Genomic DNA, 26,050 nt, shown 5'->3' on the forward strand with positions numbered 1-26,050 from the left:
GGCCCTCCCGCACCTGCCCGCGGGCGCCACCATCATCAACACGGCGTCGGCGGAGGCGCACAAGCCCGCCCCCGACCTCAGGACACCGTGAACCCTCAGGACACCGCGAAAGCCCCCGCCTTCCCCTGGATCGGCCTGCTCACGCTCGCCGGCGCCGTCTTCGTCTCCGTGACGAGCGAGTTCCTCCCGACCGGGCTCATCCCCGACATGTCGCGCGACCTCGGGGTGAGCATCTCGCTGACCGGCCAGCTCGTCACGATCTTCGCCGCGACCGTCGTCGTCGCGACGACTCCGCTGACCCTGGTGACCCAGCGCTTCTCGCGCAAGAGCCTCCTCCTCGTGGCGCTGTGCACCATCGCGGTCGCCAACGTCCTCGCCGCGCTCGCCCCCACCTTCGGGCTGCTCATCGGCGCGCGCATCCTCGGCGGGCTCGCCCACGGCCTCTTCTGGGCGATCGTCGCCGCCTACTCCGCGCATCTCGTCGCTCCGGAGCAGCTCGGCCGCGCGACCGCGATCACGGCGGGCGGCGGATCCGCGGCCTTCGTCCTCGGCGTCCCCCTGGGCACGGCGCTCGGGCACGCGTTCGGCTGGCGGCCCACCTTCGCGATCCTCGGCGGCGTCGTGCTCGTGCTCGCGCTGATCGTGGTGAAGTTCCTGCCCGCGGTCGACCACCACATCCCGCTGCGGACCGGCGAGATCCGCCTGCCGGCGCGGAAGGACCGGACGCTCCCCCGCATCATCGGCGTCTGCGTCGTCATCCTGCTGGTGCTGATCGGCCAGAACACCCTCTCGACCTACATCACGCCCTGGCTCGAGAACGCCTCCTTCGCCCCCGACACGGTGCCGCTCGTGCTCTTCGCGTTCGGCGGCGCGGGGGCGGTCGGACTCGTCCTGGCCGGCTTCGCGACCGACCGATTCCCCCGCTCGGGCTTCGTGGTCGCCGCGATCGCGGTCGTGCTGGCGCTCGCGGGCCTGGCCGTCGCCGCGGGCACCGGCGCCGCCACGGCCGTGGTCGTCGCCGCCGTGATCTGGAACATCGCGTTCGGCGGCATCCCGGCGATGCTGCAGACCCGGATGCTGCGCACCTCCTCCTTCCAGCTGCGGAGCCTCGCCGCGGCGCTCCAGACGACGGCGTTCAACATCGGCATCGGCGGCGGCGCGGTCGTCGGCGGACTGGCGATCGACGCGAGCGGGCTCGACGTGCTGCCGTGGGTCGCGATCGTCATCGTCGCGGTGGGGCTCGTCGTCAGCCTGATCGTCGACGCCCGGGCGACGGCGTCGGTGCGGGCGGAGGCGGTCCCTACTCGCTGATCGTGTTCACAACGGAGGTAGAACGTGCTTCGGCGCACGCCGATCCGCGCGTTCACGCTCGAGTCGGAGCGTTTTTCCTCCGTTGTGAAGACGGCGGCCTTCGGCCTCGTGAACGCAGCGGCGTTCCTCCGGCGCGAACACGGGGATGTCGTCCGCACGGCCGACGCGGCGCCGCGGGGAGCAGGGGATACGGTCGAGGGATGAGAGACGGAACCCGATGAGCCCGAGCACCCTCGAGCCGCCGCTGACCCTCCCCTACTACGGGGCTCCGCCGATGGCGGCGCTCCGCCGCTTCTTCGGCAACTACCTCCGCTTCCGCGGGAGGGCGAGCCGGGCCGAGTACTGGTGGATCATCCTCCTCGGCAGCGTCCTCACCGCGCTGCTGCAGCTGGCCGACGGCGGTCCGTGGCGCCTCGACTTCACGCTGACGCCGTACCCGAGCGGCGCGCCGTTCCAGACCTTCTGGGTGTCGCTCGCCGCGGGCGCCATCGCGCTGGCGACGTTCCTCCCGTCGCTCTCGCTGATCTGGCGGCGACTGCACGACGTGAACCGCAGCGGGCTGTGGATCCTCGCGATCCTCGTGCCGATCGCCGGCTACGTGTTCCTGCTGATCCTGTTCGTGCTGCCGCCGCGGCCGGAGGGCGCGCGGTTCGACTGAGCGGCGGACGCGTCGGCGGTGGAGTGCCGGACCCGGCCGACGAGTCAACGGCCGGCAGACCGGCCGGCGCCTCGACGGGCGCACCAGGCCGCCACCTGTAAGCGCTGGCGCATCGGATGGAAACCTCCGCGGGTCGCCTGATACCGTGCTGCGCAGGTCAGGGTCTCCGCGCGCATGTCTGGGCGTGAGCGCTAGGAATCCGGCCGCACACCTCGGCCCATTCGACGAGAACTCGAGATACTGCACAGCAGTCCTCTTCGCCGGAGACGGTGGAGGAAACCTCCGGACCTCACTAGTCGACGGACGGCCTGGAGGCCCTTTGTAAAGGCGCAGCGGGGCCGTGGGAGCCCCCCGCCTCATCCGGGTCGGCTCGGGGCTCCAGGAGCCTCACCGCGAGCCGGTCGGTCGCAACGACCGCCCTCGAAGACGCGCCGCATCAAGTGACCGTTGGGCACTCGGCTTCACTGCTCTCCCTCAGGGAGCGGAAGGGTGACGTCGACGGCGCGCAACTCCGTCATGTTCGAGCGCTCGACCGCCCGGTAGACCGCCGAGCGCGTCGCCCCAAACTGCTCCGAGAGCTCGGCCACGATGTAGTTGCCCTAGCGGCACTCCGCCACCAGGTGCGCCTCGATCTTCGGGAAGCGCTTCGGCTGGCGGCCGCGCAGGCGCCCCTTCGCCTTCGCGATCCGCATCCCCTCGCGCGTGCGCGTCCGGATCAGGTCGCCCTCGAACTCCTCGATCATCGCCAGCACGTTGAACAGCAGCCGGCCCATCGGGTCGTTCGGGTCGTGCAGCGACCCGCCGATATTCAGTCGCACTCCCCTGCGCGCGAGCTCGTCCACGACGTCGCGTGCGTCGGTGGTCGAGCGGGTGAGCCGGTCGAGCTTCGTCACGAACAGAGTCGAGCCGGCGTCGCACGCCGCCAGGTCCTCGCGCAGCGCGGGCCCCTCGCGGTTGCTGCCGGTGAGGCCGGGTCAACGTAGATCCGCTCCGCCGGCACACCGGTCGCAAGCAGCGCGTCGCGCTGCGCCTGCGCGTCCTGCTTATCCGTCGAGACGCGGGCGCCTCCGACAAGCTCATGACGTCCGCCTACGACCACAAACCGGGCCTCAGACCGACCGCCCCTCTACGGACCTCGAGCTGATCGCGGTCAAGATCGCGCTGAACCTCGCGTCATCGGCGGCCTTCATACCGAAGAACGAACGGTCACCGTAGGGGGCGAGCACGACCGATCCGCCCTCCTCGAGGACGACCTCGATCGATCGCCGGGTGAAGAACCGGTCGAGCAGCGGAGTCGGCCGGACGGACGCGATTCGCGACCACGGGAAGGTGACCCGCCGCGCATTCGCCTGCGACAGGATGCTCAGCCCGGTCTCGTCCAGGTGAACGACCGGGTACGACCCCATGCTGACGTCCGGGTCCAAGCCCCTCACCAGCGACCGCAGGTGCTGATGGTAGACGCACGCGAAAGCCTCCCCCGAGGTCCCGGGATCAAGTTCCGCCACCCTCCGCGCGGAGCGCCCGGCTGACGCCCTCGCCCAGAGGAAGAGCCCCACCGCCAAAACCACTAGAGCCCCATCGATGACAGCGACCACCGAATATGACCCGCTCCGGCTCAGAACGAAGAAGTGCTGCGCGACGACGGCACCGACCGCGAGCACGAGCGGAAACCAACGAACCCGGAGAGCAGGAATCGCAGAAACGGTCACGGCATTGGTCATTTGTTCCTCGCTTGTCGCCGAAGTAGCGCCGCAGTCTTCCAGTCCAGATGCGGCTCGCCTGCCTCCCGCAGGATGACACCGGTTCTCGAATCCACCGTAGGAACCGTGATGCGCCCGAACCCCAGGGTCGTGTAACCGGCTTCCTTCTCAGCGGTGACCCTGGATGTGCCGATCGCGAGACAGATCATTGACCAAGCGAGAGCGGCGAAGAACAGCGCCAGCGGCACGAAAAGGGGCAGACGCGATCCCGGAGGAAGGACCGCGAACCCGATGACGAGCCAGATCCAGGCGATCGCCTGGGCGAGCGTTCCCCACCCGGTGTTGAGAATACGTGTACGCGCAGACCACCCGGGCAGCACTTCCACCCTCCCCGGCACCAACGCAGGTTCCCTCTCCGCCCCCGACATCACGCGCCCTCCGTCGACAGCGCCAGGGCGACGGCCCCAGCGGCGCGCGCATCAGCCCGCTGCACCGCCCGATAGACCGTCGAACGCGCGACCTTGAACTCCGCCGCGAGCTCGGCAACGGTGTAGTTCCCGGCACGATGCTCTGCGACCAGATGCGCCTCGATCTTCGGCGACAGCTTCGGCTGACGGCCACGCAGACGCCCCTTGGCCTTCGCGACCTTCATCCCCTCACGCGTGCGGGCGCGAATCAGGTCCCCCTCGAACTCCGCGACCATCGCGAGCACGTTGAACAGCAGCCGGCCGATCGGATCCTCCGGATCATGGACCGACCCCCCGATGCTGAGCTTCACGCCGCGGCGGGTCAGCTCATCAACGATGTCGCGAGCGTCTGTGATGGACCGCGCGAGCCGGTCGAGCTTCGTCACGAGCAGAGTCGATCCGGCGTCGCATGCCGCCAGCGCTTCCCGCAGCGCGGGACGCTCGCGGTTCCGGCCCGTCAGACCGGAATCGACGTAGATCCGATCGGATGGGACGCCGGCCGCCCGGAGTGCGTCGCGCTGCGCGGTCGCATCTTGCTTGTCGGTTGAGACGCGGGCGTATCCCACGAGAGCTGCCATGCGCTCAGTGTGTCAGTTGACGCCCCATCATCGGGCATTTCATCGGGCGGGTCTATTGCGACAAACAGCGCCGCGAGATTCCGGTCTCATGCGCGGCCATCCTGGGCGGACGGATGACGACCCCTCATCGGACGCCGGACGCATCGACGCACTAGCCCTCCGAGGCTCGCGCCGCACTACCGTCGAATGCGCCCGCCCAAGGCACCCCTAATCCAGTAAGGGGTGTCCTGCCCGCAGCACGGTGAGGGTGGCAGCCCGTTCGAGCCGGGCCGGGTCAGAGGAGCCTCGCGCTGCGGGCGCGAGGCTCCCGCTCGACGCGGAGAGCGATTCCCTATCGGTACGCATGTCCAAATCCTCGCGCATCGAACAGGGGCCGGAGAGGCTCCTCGACGCCGGAGCGGCTGTCCTCATCTACTCCGGAGGTGTCCGTTAGGGGGACTTGGGTTCAGCCGGTCGTTGCAATACCACCGTGAGTCGGAGTGTTGGCGATGGGATCGAAGTTGAAGCAGCGTGCCCGGGGTGGCGCGGTTCTGGGAGCTGCCGAGGGAAGGGTCGAGTCGGTCGGCGGCCCGTGATGCTGTCGGCGTGCCGGTGAAGAGCCGCTCAACGGAGCAATCAGCTGCTTTCCGTCCGTCGCCTCGCAGGGGGTGTCTGCTCGGATCTTATGCTTGATTCGTCACATTGTTTAGTGGTTCAGTATCGCGTCGACGTTTTCGGTCGTTCCGTATCCCACCATTCGATGAGGTTGGCGTGCAAGATTAGCGCGAAGGCTTCGACTGCAAGGTCGCCTCCGGTGGTCAGGGAATCGATTGCGGCAGGGTCCCACTGGTCGAGATTCACTACCTCGTCAGTGGAGGTGGGTGTAGCTCGAATGGTTGTGTCAACGCTCCATCCGTTTGAGCTGTGGGTTGCGGTAGCCGCGATGACGTCGTACGGGGTGGAGTAGTGGCGGCGCATCCACCCCACGACGTCGGCGAGGTCGCGGGTGTCGGTCAATCGTTCTCGATCGGGGTGTAGACGGGGCATCCGGTCCCGTAGGGCGGTTGGATGATGGGTGCGGCGGTGGTGCTGCTGGTAGATCGGGTGTTTATGGTGCTGTCGATTTTGTAGGCGTTGACGATGCCGATGGGGTTAGCGAGGGCATCGGAGCCGTTGTAGGCGTTATATCCGAAGAGAACGAAGTAGACGGGTGTGCAGTTCGCGTCGTAGAGCGTCTTAGAGCCTGAGCTCCCGGGTGCGTAGAGGCCGTAGCTGAGTGTCTGCTGAATATCGAAGTTGGTGTCCGCGTCAAAGTGGCCGCGAGCGATGATGTGATTCAGTCCGAACCGGGAATTTCCGCAACGCAGCGGCAGGTGCGACAACCGTACCCAGGACGAGCGCAACGAACACCGTGGCGATTTTGCCAGCGGACCGATTTCGTGAGGTGTGCATGACTATTACGACCTTCATCCAAGTCCCCGCGCTCACCCCTTGTGAGCGGTCGTCGTGCACGTCTAGGTCTACTCCGCATAGCTCGGCAATACAACCCTGGGTGTTGCCGACACCCGGGCTTGGCAGCGGGACACGCATGCCCTTCGAAGATCATCAGTGGGACAGTGTTCGTGGCAGCGAGCTGCAAGTTGGCGTCTGCGGGAGGGCCGTTCCCCGCACCAGCCCGGCGCGCGGGATGCGCCGCGCGCGGGCGCGGGCGGCAGCGTTCCGCAGGACAGCCGCTCGCGGCCATCACTGCTACTGCAGCGACCAGCGCCAGTTCCGAGCGCAGTAGGAACATCCCGCGCTGATGTCCTCCGGCCCGAACGTCGGAGTAATGATCGACGGTGCGAGCTTCACCGCCACAGGCTTCGCGGGACGATACCGCCGCCCGCAGACGTCTAGGCGCCCGGCCAACCATCCCCATAAGGGACGCCGCCTGCCGACGAGAGATCCGGCTCAACGGTCTCGACGACGCACTCTCGACACGCGTACAGGGATTCCAACTCCGGGCTTCGCTGGCATGTACCCGTAGTTGTCCGCCCACAGCTCCGGCTCGCTCGCGCGGTCGATCCAACGCAGCGAGTACACCCGACCCCGGACGTCGACCGAACCTCCGAGTAGTTCATCGAAGACCGACTCATCACCCAGCTCGAAACCGTCCTCGTACGGCGGGCCCACGCGCGGATGGGATTCATCGAAAGCAGGCTCATAGAAAAACGTCCACGCGATCCCCCATCGCGGATCACTCAGCTCCCGCCTCCACCACGGGCCGCTGGCCGCGAGGTGAGCACCGACCTGCACCGAGAAGTAGCCCGCTAGACCACCCTCGAATGACGCCTCAGCGACAGCCTCGCGAAACCGCTCGAGCTCAGGACGCAACTGCGGCGAATCGCGCTTACTCGAGTGGAAGAACATTCGCTGACGGTACTGCGCCGAACACGCCACAGCCACCAGGCTGCTCAGTGGGTGACCGGCCACCCATCCGCATACGGGATGCTTCAACTTGCCGATGGTGCTTAGGCTCCAGTCGTGGACTCTCCGTTTCGACACCATCGACAGGCAGGCATCATCAGTCCCGCCTCAACGCTTGACCTGCCCGCATCGATCACCTGCTCCACGTACTACCGTCCTCGCGCCGGCAGCAACGACGACGCCTTCGCTGATCGGATCGTGATCGAGCGGTGCGACGGCATGTACTTACTCGAAGGCCCTTCGCTGAGTTATCCCAACCTGCAACTGAAACTCGAGTACTCCGGGGAGGCTCCGGAAGGTCACTTCGTCAGCGTCAACGTCTCCGACCTGCGTGGGAACCGGCTGCTGCGAACGCTGTACCAGTACGCGAACGCGGACGCTCTGCGCAACGACCTCGGAGGCGGGCACGGCTTCACTGGCCTCAACTACTTCTACCGCGACGGAGCGGAACTGCAGTACTGGTGCAGCGTCGAAGCATCAGAGTGACCGGCCGACCATCCCTTCACGGAACGACACTGCGCACTCCTTGCGCCGAGTGGGGCGGCCAGCAGGTGGCAGGTTCAGCTATCTCGATGCGGCGAGATCCGGTAGCTGTTCGGTGTCGTGGTCACAGAGCGTCTGGCGCAGCAGCACGATCGCGGCGGCGTAGCGGGTGCGGGCGGTGGACGTCGGCAGGCGGAGAACTCGCGCCGCTTCGGTCACAGTGAATCCATCCCAGTGAACGAGTTCGATGACTTCTCTGAGTTTCGCTGGCAACGAGCGCACGGCCCTCTGCACGTCAATCTGGTCATCGGATGGCATCGGGAGCTGTTGACCGTTCTGGCGGAGGTCGTCCGCGAGGGCCGTCGTCAGGCGGTCCTGCCCGACTTTTTTCCGCTGATGGTTTGCGAGCTTGTGGCGGGCAGTGACGAAGAGCCACATGCGGCCGCGGACAGGGTCGGTGGGCATGATCGCGATGCGCTTCCATGCCGTCTCCGCGGTTTCTGCGAGCAGGTCGGCGGCGTCCTCGTGATTCGAGGTACGCCGGAGCAGGTACGCGAGCAGGTCCGCGGCGTTGTCCTCGATCGCGGTGCGAAGGATGCGTGCTCGCTCGTCAGCGGTCCGCATCAATCGCTTCCACAGTCGATCGATGAAGCCATCGACACCTCTTCGGTGAAGCCCTGGTCCTTGAGCTGCTGACTCACAAGCTGCAACGCCACGGATGAGATCCCGCTCCAGCGTTGCTGAACAGCAGGCTTGGGAGTGTTCGGCGGGAACATGAACTCCGGCGCCGATCCGATATCGAGATTGGCCAGATCAAGCCCGCGTAGCGCCTGTTCGGCCGCGGCCATCCCTTCAGGGGTGTTCAGCGCCCGGTTCGCGGGGTCCAGGGGCTGCACCTGGATCGTCGCAGAGCACGACTCGCCGTCGACGGTCACGACGTACGGCATCACCTCGCCCATAAGCACCGGACGATTCAGTAGTGGAGCGGCGACTGCGACGCCGGCCCCGCCCGTCAGTACCAGCCCGGCCAGCGCAGATGCCGTCCACAGCCGCCGTCTGCGACGGACCGCGCGAGTGGGTTCGGCGTCGAGCATGATCTTGACTGCCTCCTCGCCCCACTGGGGCGGCAGGCTCGGGTACGGGTTGGTGCTGTCCAGTTCGACAGTGGTGAAGTGATTCAACGCAGGCCCTCCAATTTCGCCTCTACACAGCACATGTCGCGGCGGCCTCGAAAACGCGGACGCTCGAAAATTTTGTGCCACCGTCGCGTCCGCGGGCGCATGGGCTCAGCGTCAGTTCGCTCTTATCGACACCGGCAGATCGGTACCGGTCACACCTCGGTGGTCTTTCAAGCAGGACCGGCGGACGTAGCCTTCTCAGCATGACGACGCCGGCTGAGTCCGTGCCCCTGACCAGCCGACGCCCGCCGCAGCGGCGGCGGCACGGGGCGCTGCTGTTCCTTCGAGACGTGGTGGTCATCGTCCTGGTAGCAGTTCTGGTTTCCAGCCTGGTCAAGACGTTCCTCGTGCGGTCGTTCTACATCCCGTCGTCATCGATGAACAACACGCTGGTGCAGGACGACCGCATCATCGTCAACGAGCTCGTCCCCGATGTCGTGCCCCTCTCCCGCGGAGACGTCATCGTGTTCAAGGACCCGGGCGGATGGCTTCAGCCCGTCCTGCAGACCGAGGACACGTCCATCGCCGGGCTGTTCGAGAACACGCTGCAGGCGGTGGGACTGGCGCCCGAGGAGACCAACGATCACCTCATCAAGCGGCTGATCGGGCTTCCTGGCGATCACGTCGTCTGCTGCACGCCGTTGGGGCAGATGACCGTGAACGGGCAGCCCCTCGATGAGGCCTCGTACATCAAGGACGGCGAGAATGCCCCGGCCGCGTCGAGCATCCCGTTCGATGTCACCGTGCCCCCTGATGGGCTCTGGGTGATGGGCGACAACCGGGGGAACTCCGCCGACTCCCGCCTCCAACAGGGCACGCCCTCCAAGGGCTTCGTCCCGATCGACAACGTGACAGGCCGAGCCGTCGCGATCACGTGGCCGATCGACCGATGGCGCTGGCTCGACAACTTCCCCAACACGTTCCAGGGCCTCGATCCTCGCTAGGGCCGCCGCCCGGAGGGCGATCCCCATACGGACGCCTCGATCGGCGGGCGGACCTCTCGCGGTTGCCTAGCAAGCAGACCGTCCTCACTGGCTAGTCTTCGCTCGTGACCTCTCCGGCCTTCGCAATAGACCTCGACCGCGCTCGCTTCCGAATCGGTGTCTTCGCGGTCGTTCACTTCGCACTCGCCGTCGCCCTGGTCCCGTTCACGCTGCTGCACTACGGCAACCTGATGCACCCGGCCTTCGATGAAGCACAGGACCTGCGCGATTTCGGACCAGCCGTGCAGTGGGCAACGCTTGGCGCATGGGTGCCGGTCCTCGTGACACCCGTCGTCGCCTTCATCACCGTCCGCCGACTCGCTCACCCTCGCCAGCGCTACTGGATCGTGCCGGTCATCGGCATCGCCGCCTCCGTGACACTCCACTTCCTGCCGTACCTCTTCTTCGAGACGCCGCAGCTACCCACCGGCGGCTGAGGGGGGCGATAGCTGCGCCGACTAGTGACCGTGCAGGGATCCTCTTACGGAACGGTTCAGTGGCGCCCGCGTCGCATGTGCAGGGGACCTTGAACATCTAAATGCTCACGGTCGTCTGCACGAGTGCCGCGGTGACGCGAAGAGGTGTGCAGGCGACTGCGAGGACCGACAGCGGCGTACGCAACTCGCGGGCGACCGGTTGACGACCCCTCAACGGACGCCGCGGCGCTGGTAGAGCTATCTTCAAGATGGACACGGGAGGGCTGATGCGAGCCGAATGGAACGAAGCGTTCTTTGACGCGCAGCGCGAGGAACCGCTGACCTATTGGGTCTGCTTCTGGATTGGCGCCGATGACGAGCTGGCGGTGACCCATGACCCGCAGCGGATCACGGACGCCGACTCGGTCGAGGAGGTCCTGGCCTGGATTCACGACACGAAGGGCGACCGAGACTTCGAGCTGTTCGTGGAGACCCTCAACCACACCGAGACCCGCGAGCACGGCTGGATGCCAGCCCGAAACCTCATCCACCTCGCCGGCAATTACCGCCCACCAGGAACGACTTCCACCCTCTCTGCAAGCTCGGAGAACTAGCAGCACCTCCACCCCGGCCGGGCGACACGAGAAAACAGCTAGCCGCCCAGCAGTGCCCGCCCGGGGCGACGTCGACCCGAACCACGCGAAGCCTTGGCGGGGCAGCGGGCTCCGGGTTGGATGAGCACATGCAGAGCCGAAAGTCGAGCAAACCAGCGACCAGCCGCACGTCATCGATCCGGTAGTCGTACTCCGAAACCGGATGACGCCGCCGCACCCCGACGGCCTCGAGCGCTGCGGCAAGCTCGGCGTCCAGCAACATGCGCTGATCCTCTCAGACGCACGGCCAGCGATCCCCTTACGGGACAGGCGTCTTCCATGGTCCTGACGTGCTTGAACGAGGCCGGAGCGGATCGGGCTCAGAGCACATCGACGCGGCTACCCACTCCGTCATCCAGTGACCCGTTGCGAAGCTGCCGTGGCTCGAACAGGCTGAGGCCGTGCACTCCAGCCTTGAGGACCCGTACCCGCCGTCGCTTGATGAAGTGACCACTCGATTCCCTGGTGCGCTGTTCACGTTGCAGCAGCAACCCTCCGTCGAAGAGATCGCTGTAGGGACGATCGTGCACACCACAAACGAGCAGAGCCGCTACCTCTCCGCGGCGATCACCTACACCCTCTGGCGCCGACCGGAGAACCGAGACGATCCCGCCAACCTGGCCGACATCAGCAGCGAGCTGCGCACTCAGCTCGACGAACCACCAGTGCGCCCCCTTCCCGCACGACTCGTGGAGATAAGAGCTCGACTCCAGTTCCCGATGCTCTGGGAAGCAGTGCTGACGACGCTCATCGACCCGAAGGACCCCGGTCCACGAACGATCGAATCAACGCTGACGGATCATGTGAATCACGTGCTGAGGAACCGATTCCGCGATACGCGCGTCCAAGGGACGCTGCCAGGGGAACTGCTAGGCGGAGCGACCGCGGCTGCGGTCGAGCGTGGCGTGGCAGTCAGCGTCGACAGCCGACCGGAAAACGGGGTTCTACTTGATACCGACGCTCACGTCCTCGGTATCGGAGCCGAACTCGAGGGTCGCCACATAACGGCCGTCATCGCACGCGACGATCTACCCTTCCTCAACCTCGCGTTCGCGACCAGACAATCCACGGGCGCCCTTTGACGGGCTGATCCAGCCCTGTACGGGAGGGGCGGATCAACCCCGGTGATCCGACCGTCCCGCGTGGGGATCCCCATACGGGATCAGTAGCACGGCGTCGCCAGCACCTGCGCTGGTACGCTCCCCACCATTCGACCTACTCGAGGGGCAGCACGATGCAGACGCTTCGCAACACCGTGTTGACCGTGACGGTTGCAGCGCTGGTCTCCGGCTTCCTCGCCGTGGGTGCGGTGGCCATCGGGATCACCAGCGCAAAACCTGGCGCCGGAAGCCCCGAGCCGATCGCGTACTCCGAGCCGAGCTGGACGGACACCAGCACGCTCATCATCGGCGGTTACGAGACGCCTTCTCCTGAAATGATCGCGACCACTCCCCCGCTCTCTGCAGAGTGACGACGGCACCTGCCGACGATCCGGCTCGCTGCGAGACGGGGGCATTCTCGTGACGTGGGAGCAATGGACGTTCTCGCTCGGAGCGATCCCCGTGTCGCTCATCGTTCTCAGGAACGTGCTGTGGAGATTCGGCTGCACGAACTCCGGGAGCAAGATCCTTTTCGCCTTCGGCCTCGGAGCGTGCCTGCTGTGCATCGCCCTCGCTGTGATCTGGCAGGTCCACGCCGCGAACGCCGACTGGGCTCCGCCCGGGTACGACCAGAACGAAGTCGGCGGCCTCATCCTCTGGACTCTCTACTGGAACGCGGTCGCCGGCTTCTTCACCGCGCTCGGCATCCGGGTCACCGACATCCTGATCATCGAACGGACGCGGCGGATATCCGCCGCCGTCGTCCCTGACGCAGGGTGAAGAGCAAGACGTCCGGCTAGCGATCCCCATACGGGACGTCGGCCGCGCGGCGGAAGCCAACCATTTAGAACTTGGACGGCGTTCCTGAGACGTTCCGCGCCCGACCGGCCATGTCCATAGTGAAGAGCAAGGTCTGCTCGAGGAGGAAACGATGGACGACGACGGATTCGATGAGTTCCTGGCCCGCTCGGGACGTAGTCCGATAGGTGGGCTCGCGTCTCGCACTGTTATTGAGGACCTGGTGTCCGCCACCGCGGAGAGCGCGACACCACGGCGTCCGTGGTGGCGTCGCCCGCTTCTAATCCTCCCCGTGATCGGTGTCCTCGCCGCGACGACAGCCGGGGCCGTCGTCTTCACCGTGGGATTCGATGCGGACGCGATCGTCCCGATCAACTACACGACCGACTCGGGTCGACAGGTCAGCTGTCACTACGCGGTCGAGGCCGGCATCGGCGGCACGAGCGACCCGGCAGCGGTAAAGGACTTCATCGCTGAGCACGACTGGTCAGGGATCGGCCAGCGCGTCTACGAAGAAGCCCTCGCACATCCCTACATCCCACGGAACAGCGAAGAGGCCGCCGGCCTCACGCAGGCCAACCTCGACAAGTTCTCGTTCGGGGCGGCTCTGACCACGGTGATCTGGGCCGAAGTCCCCGACGAACTGGTGCCCGAGGACATGCTGAGCGGAGCCGAATCCGACTGCGAAGGAGAACTGCGGTGACCCTGGACGACCAGCTGTCATCGAAAGCCTCCTCGACGCGGCGAGGCGACGACGAGCGCGCCAGACGGGTGGAGCTCCTGCTTCTCGCCCAGGCGGAACCGCTACTGCGCTACTTCTCCCGCCGAGCTCCCCTGGATGACGCCCCCGACCTCCTCAGCGAGACCATGCTCACCGTCTGGCGCCGCGCGAAAGACGTACCCGCCGGCAACGAAGGGACGCTCTGGATCTACGGGGTCGCACGCCGAGTCCTCGCTACTCACCACCGCTCGAATCGCCGCCGAACCAGCCTCGTTGACCGCCTCCGAGACCAGATTGTCGTTCACAACCCGGCCCACGACCAGCTGGACGACATCAGCGCGCACCTCCACCACCTCATCGAGAGGTTGCCCGCCGTTGATCGCGACATCATCGGCTTGGTCCACTGGGAAGGCTTCACCCTCGAAGAAGCCGCACGCATCCTCGAGAAAAACCCCTCCACGATCCGGACCCGATACGCGCGACTTCGACAACAGCTGAAGTCGGAACTCCAAGCCGAGGTCTAGCTCCGTCAGATGGCCATCCCCTTACGGGACAGACTCTCGACTGATTCCATCGTCGCGTCGTCAATTCGGGGTCCTGCCGGACATGTACAGAGTGAAGGCCACTCGAGCGCACAGGAGCAGATCATGACCACCGAACCTCACGACGCGGGCAGCGATCGGGCGATGAACGCGCTCCTGGACGAATCGGCGCCGCCGACCCCACTGGCGGAAGCCGTCTCCGACTCCTCTCTTCGAGAGATGATTCGCGGAGCGGAGTGGAACGCGCGACGCGGCAGGCGACAGGCGACGCCTCGTGCGCTCGTGATCGGGACCGTCGTCGCTCTCACGCTGGGCGGCACGGGTGCAGCAGCGGCAGCGACGCTCTCGGGGTGGGAGCCGTGGGTGGCGAATCCGGATTCCGTTGTCCACTTCACCCTGCCCAGCGGAAGAGAATGCGAGCTCCGAAGCGTCGCCAAGGAAGGCGACCCGGAGGACATCAAGGAGATGCAGGACGTGCTTCGCACCACCGACGTGCTCGCCCTCGCGGACGTCGACGGCGAGCTTGCTCGGATCGTCGCCCGGGACGTGACCGTCCGCGGCGACGACGGCGACACCGTGGTGCCCGCGACCGAGTTGTACTCCGAAGATGAGCTGTACCGCCAAGCCGTGGAGGGCGCGATCATCAACGTCGTCTGGGACGAGCTCGAAGATCGAGGAGTGGTCGATCCCGTCACCGGATCGGATCTCTCCTTCGGAAGCCAGGACGACTGCGCAGACCTCACCCAGGCAGACCGCACCCAGTGAGCCGCCGCGACACCCGAGCCGATCGCGTGGTCACGATCCTCGACGCCACAGCCCGTGACCTTCTGAACTACCTCGAACGCCGAGTCGGCGCCGACGACGCTCCCGACGCGCTCTCCGAGACAATGACGATCGCGTGGCGCCGATCGTCATCCATGCCCCTGCCAGACGAGGACGCCCGCCTCTGGCTGTTCGGGGTCGCGCGGAACGTCGTCCTGAACACCAGCAGGACCCGCCGGCGCCAAGACCTCCTCGCCGAGAAGCTCCGCGGCACCATCGACCCCACCGTCGTGATCGCAGAACCCTCCGACATCGCCCTCGACGTACGGGCAGCTCTGGACAAGCTCGCTCCAGAGCTCGCAGAGCTCGTGCGACTGGTGCACTGGGACGGCTTCTCTCTCAGCGAGGCAGCTCAGATCGTCTCCGTCCCGCCGTCAACGGCGCGCAGTCGGTACCAGAAGGCGAAGCGCGAGCTCGGTGACCTGCTGTCCCCGCAGCCCTCGGAACGAGCACTTAGGTCTGCAGAGAAACGCTGGGTCTGACGCGCTAGCCCATCGGCTATCGAGACAAGTTCCGGCAGCGGCGGGGGTGTCGGACCACGCGGCCGTTGGCGAGAACCGCACATTGCGAGCCGTATTTCCTGAGTCCGACGACCCACGTCTGAGCGATCCGTCCGACCAGGCTGTGACCATGACTGAATCGCCCATCACTCGATCAACTCTTCTCCACCAGTCGCTTGCAGGCGGCATGGACGTGTCCCACGTCGAGGTGCGCCGAATCTCAATCGCAGCTGGCACGAAGGGCGGTGCTCACGTTCACAACGGCCCTGTCTTCGGAGCCATCGAAAGGGGGTCGGTCACATTCCAGATCGGTGAGGAGGCACAAACCACCCTTCGCGCCGGCGACGTCTTCTACGAGCCTGCCGGGGTCATCGTCTCCAAGTTCGACACCACGAGCGAAGACGTCGTGTTCATCGGCTACTTCCTCCTGTCGGACGGGGCAGCACCCGAGATCGAGTTCACTGCGCAGGACTGACCGCTAGCCCGTCCCCGTACGGGCGGCCTCCCGCGACGGATCGCACGCGCACATAACGCTGGTCGAGTGGTCGGAACGTGGAATCCTCGTCCCATGATCGTGAGCGACGGACAGGCCTGCGCCCCAGGGGACCTCGACGTGCTCACCGACCGACTCCGACTGTGCCGGCCCGCCGAAACCGACCTCCACGAGCTGTCCCGCCTCTACACCGATCCGCGGATCGCGGAAGAAGATCCGCTCCTCCTCCATCTCTCCGCCGATCAGACCCGGGCCGTCATCGCGTACCGGAGGACCCAGTGGACACAAGACGGACTCAGCAGCTGGGTGATCCGCCGGCGCGACTCCCCCACCGACAACCATGATCTGATCGGAATGGGCGGATGCACCCTCCTCTCCGACGCGGCCTGGAACGTGGCGTTCACCCTCCACCCCGACCACTGGAGCAAGGGCTACGCGCAGGAAGTCGCCCTCACCGGCATCGAACTCGCCCACTTACTCCGACCGGAGCTGCCCATCACCGCGGTCGTCGCAGAACGCAACGCACGCTCCCGCCGCACGATTGAGCGACTCGGCCTCCAGCGGAGGTGGGAAGGTCCGGATGCGCACAGCCCAGACCCGACCGCTCGAATCGTCCTCTACGCCGACCGCCAGCTCTCCATCGAACAAGTCCGCCAACTCACCAGCTAAATCCGGCCACAGCACGACCTCATCAGCCGGCCAGGGATCCCTCACGGGACCGTCAATGGTGATGAGGCGATGAGTGAGCACGTTCGTGCCTGCGTCAAGACAGTGGATCTGTCGCGGTGGAGCATCCCCTACCGGACGCATGGTTGACGGTCCCATGGAGGGCGGCCGCCTCCACTAGACCTCTTTATCCGACTGGGGTAGCTACCCTCGAGCCCATGACCGACCAGCAGAACGATGCACGGTTGCGCGCGAGGCGGATCGACGGTGCGACGGCGATTGTTCTCACCGTTGTCGCCGCGCTTCTCGTTCAGGCCGGCGCGAGCTTGCTGACCCTCGCCTCACCAGCCATGACGGACTGCCGGCCGCGCGAGATCCCGCTGAGCGCAGCAGCCTGGTACCTCGGCGCCCTGCTCGTTATCGGAGGATCCGTCTATGCGGCGGCGAAGACCGCGCGTGCGCTCACGTCGACCGCGCTCCCCTACGCCCTCCTCCTCACAGCGATCCTCGGAATCGTGACGTTCTCGGGACTAGCGATCCTCATCGCCGGGCTGATGGGCTTCGCGGAGATGGATGACCCTGGACCGCCTCCGACAGGCGGACCCGTCCTGCTCCTCATCGCCGCACTCAGCACACCTGCCTGGGCGCTCGGCGCATCCAGCATCCTCATGCTGTCCAAGAGACGCAGAGTGCCGTCTCGTCCGGCGGCGTCGCTCATCGCGTTCGCTGCCATCACTGCGACGAGCGTTGGTCTCCAGCTCGTCAGGTTCACCCTGACCTGCTGACGGTGATCACAGAGGTCCTCTACGAAAGGGGCAACGACGGTACCGCCACACGGCACCGATCATCGGCACCGCGGGACTCGAGAAGTTCCTGCTCAGCGACCCCCTTACGGGACGCCAGAAGCGATGGAAGCACGGCGGAGCGCGCGACGGCGTGGCGATGCGCTCGCTACGCTCACGGGATGTTCGGCCTCTCGCGTTGGCGCCCGCGAGCTGACGCGCGCCGTTCGCGCCGCGCTCGGTTCCGCTCCCTGCTCGCTGAGGCCTGTTGCGCGTGCTCTCACCCGTGGGTGGAGCACGTCGCGGATGCCGGACCGGCCGGCGGTCACGTCTGCTCGGAATGCGTCTACGAGCTCGAGCACGGGTTCAGCCACGGGCCGACCTGTCACCGACCGGTTCCGATCGACGTGTCGAGTCGCGCTGACGCCGCCGCCGCGACAGCAGCGCGGGGCGGCAGCGAGCGACTGGTCGGAGGAGGTCGGATGCGAGACGATGCAGAAGACCGTGATGACCCTTCGATCCCGACCCTGCGCGAAACGACAGCCGCTCTCTTCTTCGGGCTGGTCCAGCCCCGAGACGTGATCGCTCTGGCAGCGAATCTCGTCGCAGCAGGGAGTGACAGCGAGTCCCTTGTCGCTCTCGCGTCCCTCTACTCCAGCGCCACTCCCGCCGACGTCTTCGACCTCAGCTCGGCGGCACTCATCGAAGCGGGCGCGCGGCCATTGGATCGGGACGGTGAGGAGATCCCGCTTCTCGCGCTGCGCGTCGCATGCCGTCGTTTCCTCACCGGCGACTGGGATCTCCGCTCCTTCTCATCCTGGGTGCACGACCGGATCGGTCACGACGGACCGGCAGCTGCGCAGCCGCTTGTCGAGGTCGATGACGAGCTCGACGCGCGAGGCATCGGAGCCGGCGAGCGATACCGCCAGAAGGTCGCTCGACTCGCCGCCGCCTTCCTCGCTGACACAGAAGGGCCGGCGAGCGAGAACCCCTAACGAATCCGTCCGGTGCACGATCGGCTATCGAGACTGAAACTCCTACCGCCTTGGTACGGGACTGGTTCCCCCGCATCGACCGCGACGCCTGCTGACATGATCGTGGTCATGCCCTCAATTCGTTCGGCAAAGTTTCGGGCAGAGTCGTCGGTGGACGCTGTGCTCCTGCGGGCACTCGCCGGGCACGAGTCGAAACAGGTGCGCATCGCTGTTGCCGAGAACGCCGCTGCGGATGACCTGACGATCGGGCGTCTCCTCGCTGATGACGTCGACGCCGTGCGCCTCGCCGCCGCCAGCAGCCTTCGTGAACGCCCGCAACTCCACGAGATCGCGGCGAAATCAACGGACAAGTGGGTCCGTGCGATCCTTGCCCACCTGTACGCGGACGACGACCAAAGGTCGCTCGCCCTTGCGGTACAGAGAACACTCGCGGCGGATCCCTTCGGGGAGACTCGTGGCCGGACGGCTCAGACCACCGACGACTTGGAGATCTTCGAGTCGCTTCTCACCGACCCGTCACCGGTTGTCCGCGGCATGTGCGCGCGCAACCCCCGCATCTCCCTGACACAGATGGAGCGTCTCATCACCGACCGCGATCGCGCCGTCCGCGCCGGAGCCGCAGAGGGCGGACTCCAGTACCCCAATGACGAGCAGTTGCTCCGGCTGGCGCGCGACCGGTCGGTCGAGGTGCGCTGGGCAGTACTATTCCGCGCCGACCGACCCAGACGAGCAATCGAACTCATCGCAGAGGACAGCGACGAGATTAACCGACACCACGCGCGGATCGCCCTCCACGACGAGCACGACATCATCGCGCCAGCGGTGACGCACCGTGCACGCGCAGAACGTCGACGGGCACAGCTTGTTCGCTCATTCGGTGAGTGAACGGCGGGGAGTGAAGAGCGCCTTGTACGGCACGCGGTCTCGTTAGCCGATCCCCATATGGGACGGAGCTGAGCGGGTAGCGTCACCGGCATGACCTCGGGTTCGCGTCACCGCATTCGAGTTGCTGCCGCACTCACAACCGGAGCGGCGCTGCTCACCGCCGCCGGCTGCGCGCCGGCGGTGCAGACGTCGGGATGCCCGGGCTGGGCGTATTTTGGATCCGCGGAAGCCCGCTACGAGGTCGCCGAAGCGGTCATCACGACCGCCTCCCCTCGCGCCTCGGGAACTCAGAGCGTCTTCAGCGTCGCAGCATCCGCATACATGGTCACCGTGGATGAGACAGAGAAGGGACCGTTCATTGCAGGAGAGACAATCCGCGTCGTGTCGATGCCTGATGCGTGCAGCGGCACCGACCTCTACCCGGACGGAGACCCGATGGACACCGACCAGCCCCTCCGCCTGTACCTCAGTTCCGGGAACGGATTCTGGGCGACGCTGACTCCGCTCGAGGGCGCTGAACCGATCGAGGAATAGCCCGCCAGTCGATCCTCTTACGGGACGTAACGCCTTCCGTGGGATGGCTCAGTCGGCAGATGCCGCGAGTGCCGGCGCTGCCAGGCCGAGTCCTTCGCAGAAGGGGCCAGTGGGCTGGCCCGCTCTGTTCGGGAAGACGCCGAGCCTGGTGTCCGCGAGGACGCAGACCGTCGGGTTAGGTACGTTGATGGGTCCGCTTCCCGGGTAGGGCTCGTCGGGGACGGCGCTCCAGCTCGCTTCGCATCGTTCGAGGGCGGCGGCGACCCGCTCGGACAGTGGAAGCAGCTCGAATGCGTTGCGGTCGTCGTCCACGAGGATGCTCGTGGTGTGGTCCGCGCGGACGTCGGCGACGGAGTAGCAGTCGAAACTCGTGTTGGCTTCGTCGTTGCTAGCCTGCGTTACGGTGATCGCGGCGGCGCTGGTGCCGATCGCGACGACGGCCGCGAGGCCGAGCCCGACGAGGCGGCGGCGCTTGGTGGAGCGGTGGCGGGCAGCGATGTCGGTGAGGATGGTGGCGCGCATCCTGGTGAGCTGTCCCGTGGTCGGGCCGAGGTCGTGGGTCATCAGTTCTCCCTTTCAAAGGGGCGCAGGGTGGTGCGGAGCGCGGTCCGGAGCCGGCTGAGCCGGTTGCGGATAACGCCGTGGGTGGAGCCGAGTGCTTTCGCGGCGTCGGCGTAGCTGCTGCCCTGCTCGATACACAGGTAGTACAGCGCTTGATCGGTGTCGGAGAGCTCGGAGACGGCTTCCTCGATCGCCGCGGCGAGCTGGCGCCTCGCAACTTCTTCGTCAGGGGTGCCACGTCGATCCGGGTGCAGGGACGGGTCCGCGTCCTCGGTGCGGTTCCGTGCACGGGTCTTGGTTCGGACGAGGTTCAGCGCGGTGAACCGGGCGGTGGTGAGCAGCCATGGAAGGGCGGATGCGTCCACGATCGCGACGTCGTTGATCCGCGTCCACGTGGTGAGGAATACGTCTTGCACGACGTCCTCGGCGTCGCTGGGCGTGCGAACGATGCTGAGGGCGTAGCGGTAGGTCGTCGCCGCGTGCCGGTCGTAGAGCCGGCCGAACGCAGCCCGGTCGCCTGGCCTCGCGCCGTCCATCAGGGCGGCGTCATCAGTGCGCGCCGCAGCGTCTCGCGCGAGTGCTGCTGCTTCCGGTGGCGTGCTCATGCCTAGTGGTGTCCGATCCGAGCCGATCGTCTCAGACGAGATCCGCTTCGCAACTCTCCGCTCGAGGATCCCCTTACGAGACGCCAGATCGCGCTCGTCCGCCTTGCTCGCCGGAGCTTCGATGCGAAGGCGACTGCGGCCGTCAGCGCGCCCGCGGCAACACCCCAAGCGCGGCCGCCGGTGATGAGGCGCACCAAGTACAGCGCGACGCCGAACGGTGACCCCTCCGCACCCGTCCGCCGACCGTTCCGCGGAGGATGGGTGACCGCATGCTCCGCACCCGCCGGTCAAGGCCGAGCGGCAGGCGCAGCCTCTCCAAGACTGCTCCACACCACCGGGACATCCCGCATGACCAGTACGTGGTCGAACGAAGCGGAGCCGGTGGGGAGCGCGTCGAAGAAGCTCGATTGGACACGCGTCGTGCGAGCCGCTTCCACGCGCCAGGCGTGGGTGTCCAGCCGAAGCGGCTCGAGCCGCCCCGCTCGCGTCGGCGACCAGCCGACAGCGTCCTTCCGGAAGAAATCGGACGCCGCGGACAGGTCGGCGAACAGTGAACTCGTGAACGTCTCGGGCGGGACAACGTGGGCGTCGACAGCGACACGAAGATCGGCGGCGTCGACGGTCACACTCAGGTCGTCGTCCGATTCGACGGATCTCACCCGAGCGCGTTCATGGACGCCCGGGAACACCCGCCCACCCGCGACTTGGGCGAGACGCGAAGCGCTGTGCCGGCGCGGGATGAACACTCCGGTCCGGATCCCGTCGGGCCCGTCCCACTCGACAGCCACTCGATGGGCCGCACTCTCGCTCCGGTGGCCGATCCTCGGTGCGACCCACATCGGCCGGAAATTTCCCAGCCGGATCAGGCAGACGCCCGCCACCGCGCTCCCGTCGACGATCTGCGGACGGAGCCCCTCGGGCAGCAGAGACTCAATCACGACGGGGTCCACCCGGAAGTTGACGAGAAGACGCCGCTCGATCGTCGCGGCCATGCGGGGAATGGTGATGCCCACCCCCGAATCTTAGGACCGCCCTCGTCCACCTGCTGAAGCACCCCTGTGGAATTGGGCGGTCCTCCTCCGCCTCTCGCTCGCCACGGGGACGAGAACGATGCGGCCGAAGACCGAGTCGTAGGGTTCCGGTCATGGAGCAGCCTTCATCCCCCGACCGCGACCCGGACCCGCTTCGGGCTCAGCTGGACGCGCGATGGAACGCGTATCTCGCCACTCACACGCAGGCCGCCGACCCCGGAGAGTGGATGAACGAGGCGATGGGTGACTACCGAGACGAGATCGTGCACTTCGGTGGGCAGCTTCTCAACGACGCCGCGATCAGGGAGTGGAACCACGAGTCCGCGCAGCGCGCACATGACAAGTACGTCACTGAGGCGGAGCGTTACGACCGTGATCCTGCGGCGTGGGAAGCGGCGTTCTGGCTCCGTGTTCGGGCCGGGTCCGACGACGACTGACGCCGGACGCCCTCTCTCGAGCTGAACCGGCTTGCCCGCAACCGCTGACCCATCCCGATACGGGACGGCTGATGCCCCCGATCTGGATCATCTCTCGTGAGAGGGTGATGCGCATGCAGTCCAAGGCAGTTGCCCGCGTAGCGGAAGTCGCGATGTCGCTTCTGTTGCCGATCACCCTCCTCGCCGGCTGTGCCGGCGCTCCCGAGCAGCCGGTCGTTGAGCGGACTGCGCAGATGGCCGTCCAGTACCCCTTTTACGATCTGCCTCAACTCGTGCAGGAAGCTGATCGCATCATCGAAGGCACAGCCGTCTCGACCAGCGATGTCATCCAATATCCGACCTACGAGGGCGACGACCCACTGGTGAACCCGCTGAGTGACCTGTCGGAGGAGGAACAACGAGCTGCAGCCCGCGAGGGCGCCATCGCTGCCACAGAGGTCCAGCTCGAAGTGACCGTCGTTCACAAGGGAGCAGCGGAAGAGCAGATCACGATCACCCAGACCGGCGGGGTCATGGACGGCGTTCTCTACACGACCACCCAGGAACCCCTGCTCGCGCCCGGAACCTCCTACCTCCTTTTCCTCTCCGACGGCGAACGCCCGTACCTCCTCGGCGGAGGCGCCGGCAGCTACGAGGAGGCGGACGGCACCTACTCAGCGATGGTCGAGCACGCGCCCGTCGAATCGTTGACCCGCGACGAGCTAGCAGCCCTCATTACCGAAGACCACAACTGACGCGGTGAACGATCCCCGTACGGGACATGTCGAGCTACACCGCCCACTGCTTGGGTCCAACTCCGCGCAGCTCATCAGGCGTGCCGGAAGAGCTAGGTTTTCCCACGACCAGAACTGCTGGCGGCGAGCGGGCGGCCGGCAACAGAATCGCCGCTTCGGGTTTCTCCTGTGGCGACGAGTGTGTTGTCCCTACGAGCAGAAGAAAAGTAGAACCAATGGACGAACGATATATTCAACTAGTAGCGGGCATTATTTTCGTTGCCGCCGCAATATTGCTGGCATGGAAAGGAAAGGCTTACGCGCGCTTCAACGCGAGGATGATACGGAGAATTTACGGGAACAGGGCGGAACGTGTCGCCAGGTCATCAACCCCGGGCACCGTATTATTTGTTTCTATAGCAATGCTTGTTCTCGGGATTTCTTTCTTAGTATCATCCATTGCTAAAATCAGCGCCTAGTCGAAGCTCTGCTTAGACAGCAAATTCCGAACGACTCAACGGTGCGGATCCACCCCGACGACGCTGTACTGGACGACACCACCGGGGACGGCTGGACGCAGCCCGGCAATACCCTGTCTTGCACCTACGCAGCCAGCGAGACCTCACCAGGCACGACCATTCACTACTACAGGTGGGACGCCACGGCCCTCTTCACCGCAGCCGCCGCACTCGCTCTCGCAGGGACCGTTGTCGCGTTCAGAGCCGAACGCAAGCAGGAGCTCATCACCGAGTCGCAGGAAGATCGAGCGACGACATAGCGGAGAGCCCCTCTGCCGGTCAGAGATCCCTGTTCGGGACGCGCGCCACCGGACTGCTACTTCGCGCCGGATCACCTGTGGCGTTCCGCGAACAGCGAGGACCCGTGGCGTGAGGATCAGCATCGACGGCGAGCACTACCTCCTTCTGCGGAGCGACTTCTGGGCCGAGACGTCGGACGTCATCGGGGTCTACGGCTACGCGGAGCGGGCCCGGGAAGCAGCACGGGACACGGCACGGGCCATGGCCGGCGCATCGCCCGGACCCGATCGGTGGGTTCTCGAGACGTGGAGCGGCGGCGAGCTGCGCAGCAGCGTCCAGTTCGACTGACGCTCGGGCAGCGTGCCGGGGCTCTACTGTGGCGGTGCGGTCGAGAAGTGGGGACTTCGCTGACGCCGCACGCGACAGACCGGCGGGGGGCCGCCGGTGTCGCCCTGCTCTCGGCCGCGATGCACAGCGCGGCCGAGAGCAGCACCCGCCGGCTCAGCAGCCCGCTGAACGATCCTCCTACGGGGCGAGGCGGTCGCGGAATGGAACACTCTGCGGTAGCTTCACGACCGGGGGTGGTCATGGTGGAAGTGCTCAAGGGCGTGAGCCTGCTCGCGTCGGGTGTCGTGATCGCCTTCCTCTGCTCGGTGTCGGGGTTTCAGGCCGGCGTTCGTGCGGACCTGGATCAGACCGGGGGCCAACTCAGCCCGGTCCTGCTCGTGGGCTTTCTGATCGGACTCGTCGTGTCAGCCGTCGGCGCGATCGTGCTCTACCGGTGCTACGAGCGTGCCCGCGGCGTTCGCTAGCTGCTAGCCGTAATCCGCAGCCGGGGCGTCACGCGCTGTGGACACGCGGCCTGTGGCGATGCGGTCGAGAAACGGAGACTTCGCTGACGCCTCACGCGACAGACCGACGGGGGCCGCCGGTGCCGCCCTGCTCTGGGCCGCGACGCACAGCGCGCGCGAGAGCAGCACCCGCCCGCTAACCGGCCACTGAACGACCCCTGTGCGGAACGACGAACGGGCGGGCGCCCCCTAAAATCAGCGCTCGTGCGGTTTCGCCCGAATATCCAGCTCCGTTTCGGCATACTCCTGCCCGCAGCTCTGATCTGCGTGCCGGCAGCGACAGTATGGAAGCCCGGCCTCGCGCTGGACGAGCAGCTGGTCTTCATCGTCATCTTCGCGGTCGTCATATCGCTCGCTGCGCGGTGGGTTGTTTTCAGCGGCGTCAGCCTGCGAGAGAACGACCTCACCGTCCACGGGGTCTGGTGGTCCCGACGCGTCCCTCGCGACCAGACCATCCAAGTGCGCCAAAAAGCCGGCTTGATGGTCCTGCATTGGCGCGACCGTCACGGCCGCATCCGGCACACACCGATGATCGCCTTCACATCCGCATCCAACGATCCCTCATGGGCCGCAAGTCACAACACTCACGTAGCTCGAGCGGTCAACGACTGGATTGCCGGCGGAGACGGGCGCGGCGCGGGTCGCAGAGTCAAGGACAACTAGAACCCTGCGTGCCGGTGAACCATCCCCATACGGAACGGATGCAGCGCCCGTTCCTTGGTCCGTGTCACGCCGACGGTGCACCGCGCTTCGCGCGCGTGGTTACGGGATGAACTCTTGGGACCAGTAATCGGCCCGCACCTTCAGGAGAGGTCCCTCGATGGCGGAACTGACCGTGATGGTGCGCGGGTCCCAAAGCGTTCCTGCGATGCGCGCTTGCGGCGTCGTTCCGAGCTCGCTCGACAGCTGCTCGGGAGTCGTCGCGTCGGGCGGGCGCACCGAGAATAGCCGCCAGCATCCACCGGAGGCGCACTCGACGGTCTCGCTGACGAGCTCGCTTCCGGCCGGAAAGTCGATGGCCGAGGCCGCCGGCACGTCCCCCTCGGTCCGGAAGACGGCCAGATCGGCGTAGTACACGAAAGCGCAGAGGACGGCTGCAGCCGCGATCGTCGCTCCCGCGACGACGAGCGGATGTCCGCGCTTTCGGGGCTCATCCATAAGTCCGGACCCTAGCAAGGCGCTGTAGCCCCTAGCTGGCCTCAGCGGAGGGAACCGCGACCACTCCATCCAGTCACCCCAACCGCACGACCAAGGGAAGAGCGAGGACGTCGCTTACCCTGAGCCAGTGGGGACATTCTCGAAGGCGCGAAAAACGGTCGCGATCGCAGCATGCCTGATCGTCGTCACGGGATGCACGCCACAGCCTGAACCGCCGGCTCCGCCT

The 26,050-nt window shown here is 66.3% G+C and carries 35 protein-coding genes and 1 pseudogene; 24 read left to right on the forward strand and 12 right to left on the reverse strand.

Annotated elements, in window-relative coordinates; translation table 11 throughout:
* Window positions 1-87: 87 nt before the first annotated feature.
* Both C5C53_RS15470 and C5C53_RS15475 read left to right on the forward strand, forming a co-directional pair.
* Window positions 88-1,311 (forward strand): MFS transporter, encoded by a 1,224-nt coding sequence (locus C5C53_RS15470; protein ID WP_104267946.1) that lies wholly within the window; start codon window positions 88-90, stop codon window positions 1,309-1,311.
* A gap of 217 nt (window positions 1,312-1,528) precedes the next feature.
* The gene (locus tag C5C53_RS15475; RefSeq protein WP_181127784.1) at window positions 1,529-1,969 is read left to right on the forward strand and encodes a DUF805 domain-containing protein; all 441 of its coding nucleotides are present in this window, start codon (window positions 1,529-1,531) and stop codon (window positions 1,967-1,969) included.
* A gap of 461 nt (window positions 1,970-2,430) precedes the next feature.
* Here the strand turns inward: C5C53_RS15475 and C5C53_RS15480 are convergent.
* From C5C53_RS15480 to C5C53_RS15500, 6 genes and pseudogenes are all read right to left on the reverse strand, one after another.
* A pseudogene (locus C5C53_RS15480) lies at window positions 2,431-3,068 on the reverse strand (recombinase family protein).
* Window positions 3,069-3,078: 10 nt separating this feature from the next.
* Complete coding sequence (locus C5C53_RS15485) at window positions 3,079-3,690, reverse strand: hypothetical protein (protein WP_104226410.1); 612 nt, start codon at window positions 3,688-3,690, stop codon at window positions 3,079-3,081.
* A complete protein-coding gene (locus C5C53_RS15490; protein ID WP_146081566.1) occupies window positions 3,687-4,055 on the reverse strand; it encodes a hypothetical protein in 369 nt (122 codons plus the stop codon). The genes C5C53_RS15485 and C5C53_RS15490 overlap by 4 nt, the downstream gene beginning before the upstream one ends.
* A 41-nt stretch (window positions 4,056-4,096) precedes the next feature.
* A complete protein-coding gene (locus tag C5C53_RS15495) occupies window positions 4,097-4,714 on the reverse strand; it encodes a recombinase family protein (protein WP_104226408.1) in 618 nt (205 codons plus the stop codon).
* Between the two features lie 992 nt (window positions 4,715-5,706).
* Complete coding sequence (locus C5C53_RS16875) at window positions 5,707-6,075, reverse strand: hypothetical protein (RefSeq protein WP_146076920.1); 369 nt, start codon at window positions 6,073-6,075, stop codon at window positions 5,707-5,709.
* A gap of 568 nt (window positions 6,076-6,643) precedes the next feature.
* The gene (locus C5C53_RS15500) at window positions 6,644-7,102 is read right to left on the reverse strand and encodes a hypothetical protein (protein WP_146081567.1); all 459 of its coding nucleotides are present in this window, start codon (window positions 7,100-7,102) and stop codon (window positions 6,644-6,646) included.
* A 114-nt stretch (window positions 7,103-7,216) separates the two neighbouring features.
* Here C5C53_RS15500 and C5C53_RS15505 point away from each other — a divergent pair, with 114 nt between their 5' ends.
* On the forward strand, window positions 7,217-7,645 hold the full coding sequence (locus C5C53_RS15505; protein WP_146081568.1) for a hypothetical protein: 429 nt from the start codon (window positions 7,217-7,219) through the stop codon (window positions 7,643-7,645).
* Window positions 7,646-7,723: 78 nt separating this feature from the next.
* Here C5C53_RS15505 and C5C53_RS15510 read toward each other — a convergent pair whose 3' ends face one another.
* Together C5C53_RS15510 and C5C53_RS15515 are read right to left on the reverse strand one after the other, a co-directional pair.
* Window positions 7,724-8,266 (reverse strand): RNA polymerase sigma factor, encoded by a 543-nt coding sequence (locus C5C53_RS15510; RefSeq protein WP_104261703.1) that lies wholly within the window; start codon window positions 8,264-8,266, stop codon window positions 7,724-7,726.
* On the reverse strand, window positions 8,266-8,823 hold the full coding sequence (locus C5C53_RS15515; RefSeq protein ID WP_104267951.1) for a hypothetical protein: 558 nt from the start codon (window positions 8,821-8,823) through the stop codon (window positions 8,266-8,268). Before C5C53_RS15515 ends, C5C53_RS15510 begins: the two co-directional genes overlap by 1 nt.
* A gap of 200 nt (window positions 8,824-9,023) precedes the next feature.
* On the opposite strand from C5C53_RS15515, the gene lepB reads away from it, so the two are divergent.
* From lepB to C5C53_RS15590, 16 genes are all read left to right on the forward strand, one after another.
* Complete coding sequence (gene lepB / locus C5C53_RS15520) at window positions 9,024-9,764, forward strand: signal peptidase I (RefSeq protein WP_104261690.1); 741 nt, start codon at window positions 9,024-9,026, stop codon at window positions 9,762-9,764.
* Window positions 9,765-9,868: 104 nt separating this feature from the next.
* The gene (locus C5C53_RS15525; protein WP_104248176.1) at window positions 9,869-10,240 is read left to right on the forward strand and encodes a hypothetical protein; all 372 of its coding nucleotides are present in this window, start codon (window positions 9,869-9,871) and stop codon (window positions 10,238-10,240) included.
* 248 nt (window positions 10,241-10,488) lie between these two features.
* Window positions 10,489-10,833, forward strand: coding sequence for a hypothetical protein (locus tag C5C53_RS15530; protein ID WP_104261691.1), 345 nt, complete (start codon window positions 10,489-10,491; stop codon window positions 10,831-10,833).
* 440 nt (window positions 10,834-11,273) lie between these two features.
* Window positions 11,274-11,954, forward strand: coding sequence for a hypothetical protein (locus C5C53_RS15535; RefSeq protein WP_104267953.1), 681 nt, complete (start codon window positions 11,274-11,276; stop codon window positions 11,952-11,954).
* Window positions 11,955-12,106: 152 nt separating this feature from the next.
* Window positions 12,107-12,343, forward strand: coding sequence for a hypothetical protein (locus C5C53_RS16880; RefSeq protein WP_146081570.1), 237 nt, complete (start codon window positions 12,107-12,109; stop codon window positions 12,341-12,343).
* Between the two features lie 49 nt (window positions 12,344-12,392).
* Window positions 12,393-12,752 (forward strand): hypothetical protein, encoded by a 360-nt coding sequence (locus C5C53_RS15545; RefSeq protein WP_104261694.1) that lies wholly within the window; start codon window positions 12,393-12,395, stop codon window positions 12,750-12,752.
* A gap of 310 nt (window positions 12,753-13,062) precedes the next feature.
* Window positions 13,063-13,473 (forward strand): hypothetical protein, encoded by a 411-nt coding sequence (locus C5C53_RS17215; protein WP_181065502.1) that lies wholly within the window; start codon window positions 13,063-13,065, stop codon window positions 13,471-13,473.
* A complete protein-coding gene (locus tag C5C53_RS15550; RefSeq protein WP_181065503.1) occupies window positions 13,470-14,015 on the forward strand; it encodes an RNA polymerase sigma factor in 546 nt (181 codons plus the stop codon). The genes C5C53_RS17215 and C5C53_RS15550 overlap by 4 nt, the downstream gene beginning before the upstream one ends.
* 9 nt (window positions 14,016-14,024) lie before the next feature.
* Window positions 14,025-14,798, forward strand: coding sequence for a hypothetical protein (locus C5C53_RS15555; protein ID WP_146084687.1), 774 nt, complete (start codon window positions 14,025-14,027; stop codon window positions 14,796-14,798).
* Window positions 14,799-14,824: 26 nt separating this feature from the next.
* Complete coding sequence (locus tag C5C53_RS15560; RefSeq protein WP_146078957.1) at window positions 14,825-15,337, forward strand: RNA polymerase sigma factor; 513 nt, start codon at window positions 14,825-14,827, stop codon at window positions 15,335-15,337.
* Between the two features lie 148 nt (window positions 15,338-15,485).
* A complete protein-coding gene (locus tag C5C53_RS15565; RefSeq protein WP_146081573.1) occupies window positions 15,486-15,830 on the forward strand; it encodes a cupin domain-containing protein in 345 nt (114 codons plus the stop codon).
* Between the two features lie 93 nt (window positions 15,831-15,923).
* Window positions 15,924-16,517, forward strand: coding sequence for a GNAT family N-acetyltransferase (locus tag C5C53_RS15570; protein ID WP_104267955.1), 594 nt, complete (start codon window positions 15,924-15,926; stop codon window positions 16,515-16,517).
* 215 nt (window positions 16,518-16,732) lie between these two features.
* Window positions 16,733-17,299, forward strand: coding sequence for a hypothetical protein (locus C5C53_RS15575; protein ID WP_104267956.1), 567 nt, complete (start codon window positions 16,733-16,735; stop codon window positions 17,297-17,299).
* Between the two features lie 479 nt (window positions 17,300-17,778).
* A complete protein-coding gene (locus C5C53_RS15580; RefSeq protein WP_104223346.1) occupies window positions 17,779-18,291 on the forward strand; it encodes a hypothetical protein in 513 nt (170 codons plus the stop codon).
* 96 nt (window positions 18,292-18,387) lie between these two features.
* The gene (locus tag C5C53_RS15585; RefSeq protein ID WP_104308778.1) at window positions 18,388-19,176 is read left to right on the forward strand and encodes a hypothetical protein; all 789 of its coding nucleotides are present in this window, start codon (window positions 18,388-18,390) and stop codon (window positions 19,174-19,176) included.
* Between the two features lie 90 nt (window positions 19,177-19,266).
* Window positions 19,267-19,710 carry a hypothetical protein gene (locus tag C5C53_RS15590; RefSeq protein WP_146076925.1) on the forward strand — a complete coding sequence of 148 codons (444 nt, stop codon included), beginning with the start codon at window positions 19,267-19,269 and terminating at the stop codon, window positions 19,708-19,710.
* Window positions 19,711-19,758: 48 nt separating this feature from the next.
* Here C5C53_RS15590 and C5C53_RS15595 read toward each other — a convergent pair whose 3' ends face one another.
* From C5C53_RS15595 to C5C53_RS15605, 3 genes are all read right to left on the reverse strand, one after another.
* Complete coding sequence (locus tag C5C53_RS15595; protein WP_104223349.1) at window positions 19,759-20,274, reverse strand: hypothetical protein; 516 nt, start codon at window positions 20,272-20,274, stop codon at window positions 19,759-19,761.
* Complete coding sequence (locus tag C5C53_RS15600) at window positions 20,274-20,876, reverse strand: RNA polymerase sigma factor (RefSeq protein WP_104267957.1); 603 nt, start codon at window positions 20,874-20,876, stop codon at window positions 20,274-20,276. Before C5C53_RS15600 ends, C5C53_RS15595 begins: the two co-directional genes overlap by 1 nt.
* Before the next feature lie 287 nt (window positions 20,877-21,163).
* Window positions 21,164-21,889 carry a DUF2071 domain-containing protein gene (locus tag C5C53_RS15605; RefSeq protein WP_219813990.1) on the reverse strand — a complete coding sequence of 242 codons (726 nt, stop codon included), beginning with the start codon at window positions 21,887-21,889 and terminating at the stop codon, window positions 21,164-21,166.
* Window positions 21,890-22,020: 131 nt separating this feature from the next.
* Between C5C53_RS15605 and C5C53_RS15610 the strand changes: the two genes are divergently transcribed.
* The 5 genes from C5C53_RS15610 (at window position 22,021) to C5C53_RS15635 (ending at window position 25,329) form a co-directional block, all read left to right on the forward strand.
* Window positions 22,021-22,344, forward strand: a complete 324-nt coding sequence (locus tag C5C53_RS15610) for a hypothetical protein (RefSeq protein WP_104261697.1) — start codon at window positions 22,021-22,023, stop codon at window positions 22,342-22,344.
* A gap of 113 nt (window positions 22,345-22,457) precedes the next feature.
* On the forward strand, window positions 22,458-23,078 hold the full coding sequence (locus tag C5C53_RS15615; protein WP_146084688.1) for a hypothetical protein: 621 nt from the start codon (window positions 22,458-22,460) through the stop codon (window positions 23,076-23,078).
* 866 nt (window positions 23,079-23,944) lie between these two features.
* Entirely contained in the window at window positions 23,945-24,163 is a 219-nt protein-coding gene (locus tag C5C53_RS15625; protein WP_104261700.1) for a hypothetical protein, read from the forward strand.
* Window positions 24,164-24,402: 239 nt separating this feature from the next.
* Window positions 24,403-24,627 carry a hypothetical protein gene (locus C5C53_RS15630; RefSeq protein WP_146079300.1) on the forward strand — a complete coding sequence of 75 codons (225 nt, stop codon included), beginning with the start codon at window positions 24,403-24,405 and terminating at the stop codon, window positions 24,625-24,627.
* Between the two features lie 243 nt (window positions 24,628-24,870).
* Window positions 24,871-25,329: a hypothetical protein gene (locus C5C53_RS15635; protein ID WP_104261702.1), complete on the forward strand. Its 459-nt coding sequence runs from the start codon at window positions 24,871-24,873 to the stop codon at window positions 25,327-25,329.
* Between the two features lie 99 nt (window positions 25,330-25,428).
* Here the strand turns inward: C5C53_RS15635 and C5C53_RS15640 are convergent, their stop codons facing one another.
* Window positions 25,429-25,824, reverse strand: coding sequence for a hypothetical protein (locus tag C5C53_RS15640; protein ID WP_104333518.1), 396 nt, complete (start codon window positions 25,822-25,824; stop codon window positions 25,429-25,431).
* Between the last annotated feature and the right edge of the window lie 226 nt (window positions 25,825-26,050).

Source organism: Rathayibacter sp. AY1E3, assembly GCF_002932235.1.
Classification (GTDB): Bacteria; Actinomycetota; Actinomycetes; order Actinomycetales; family Microbacteriaceae; genus Rathayibacter.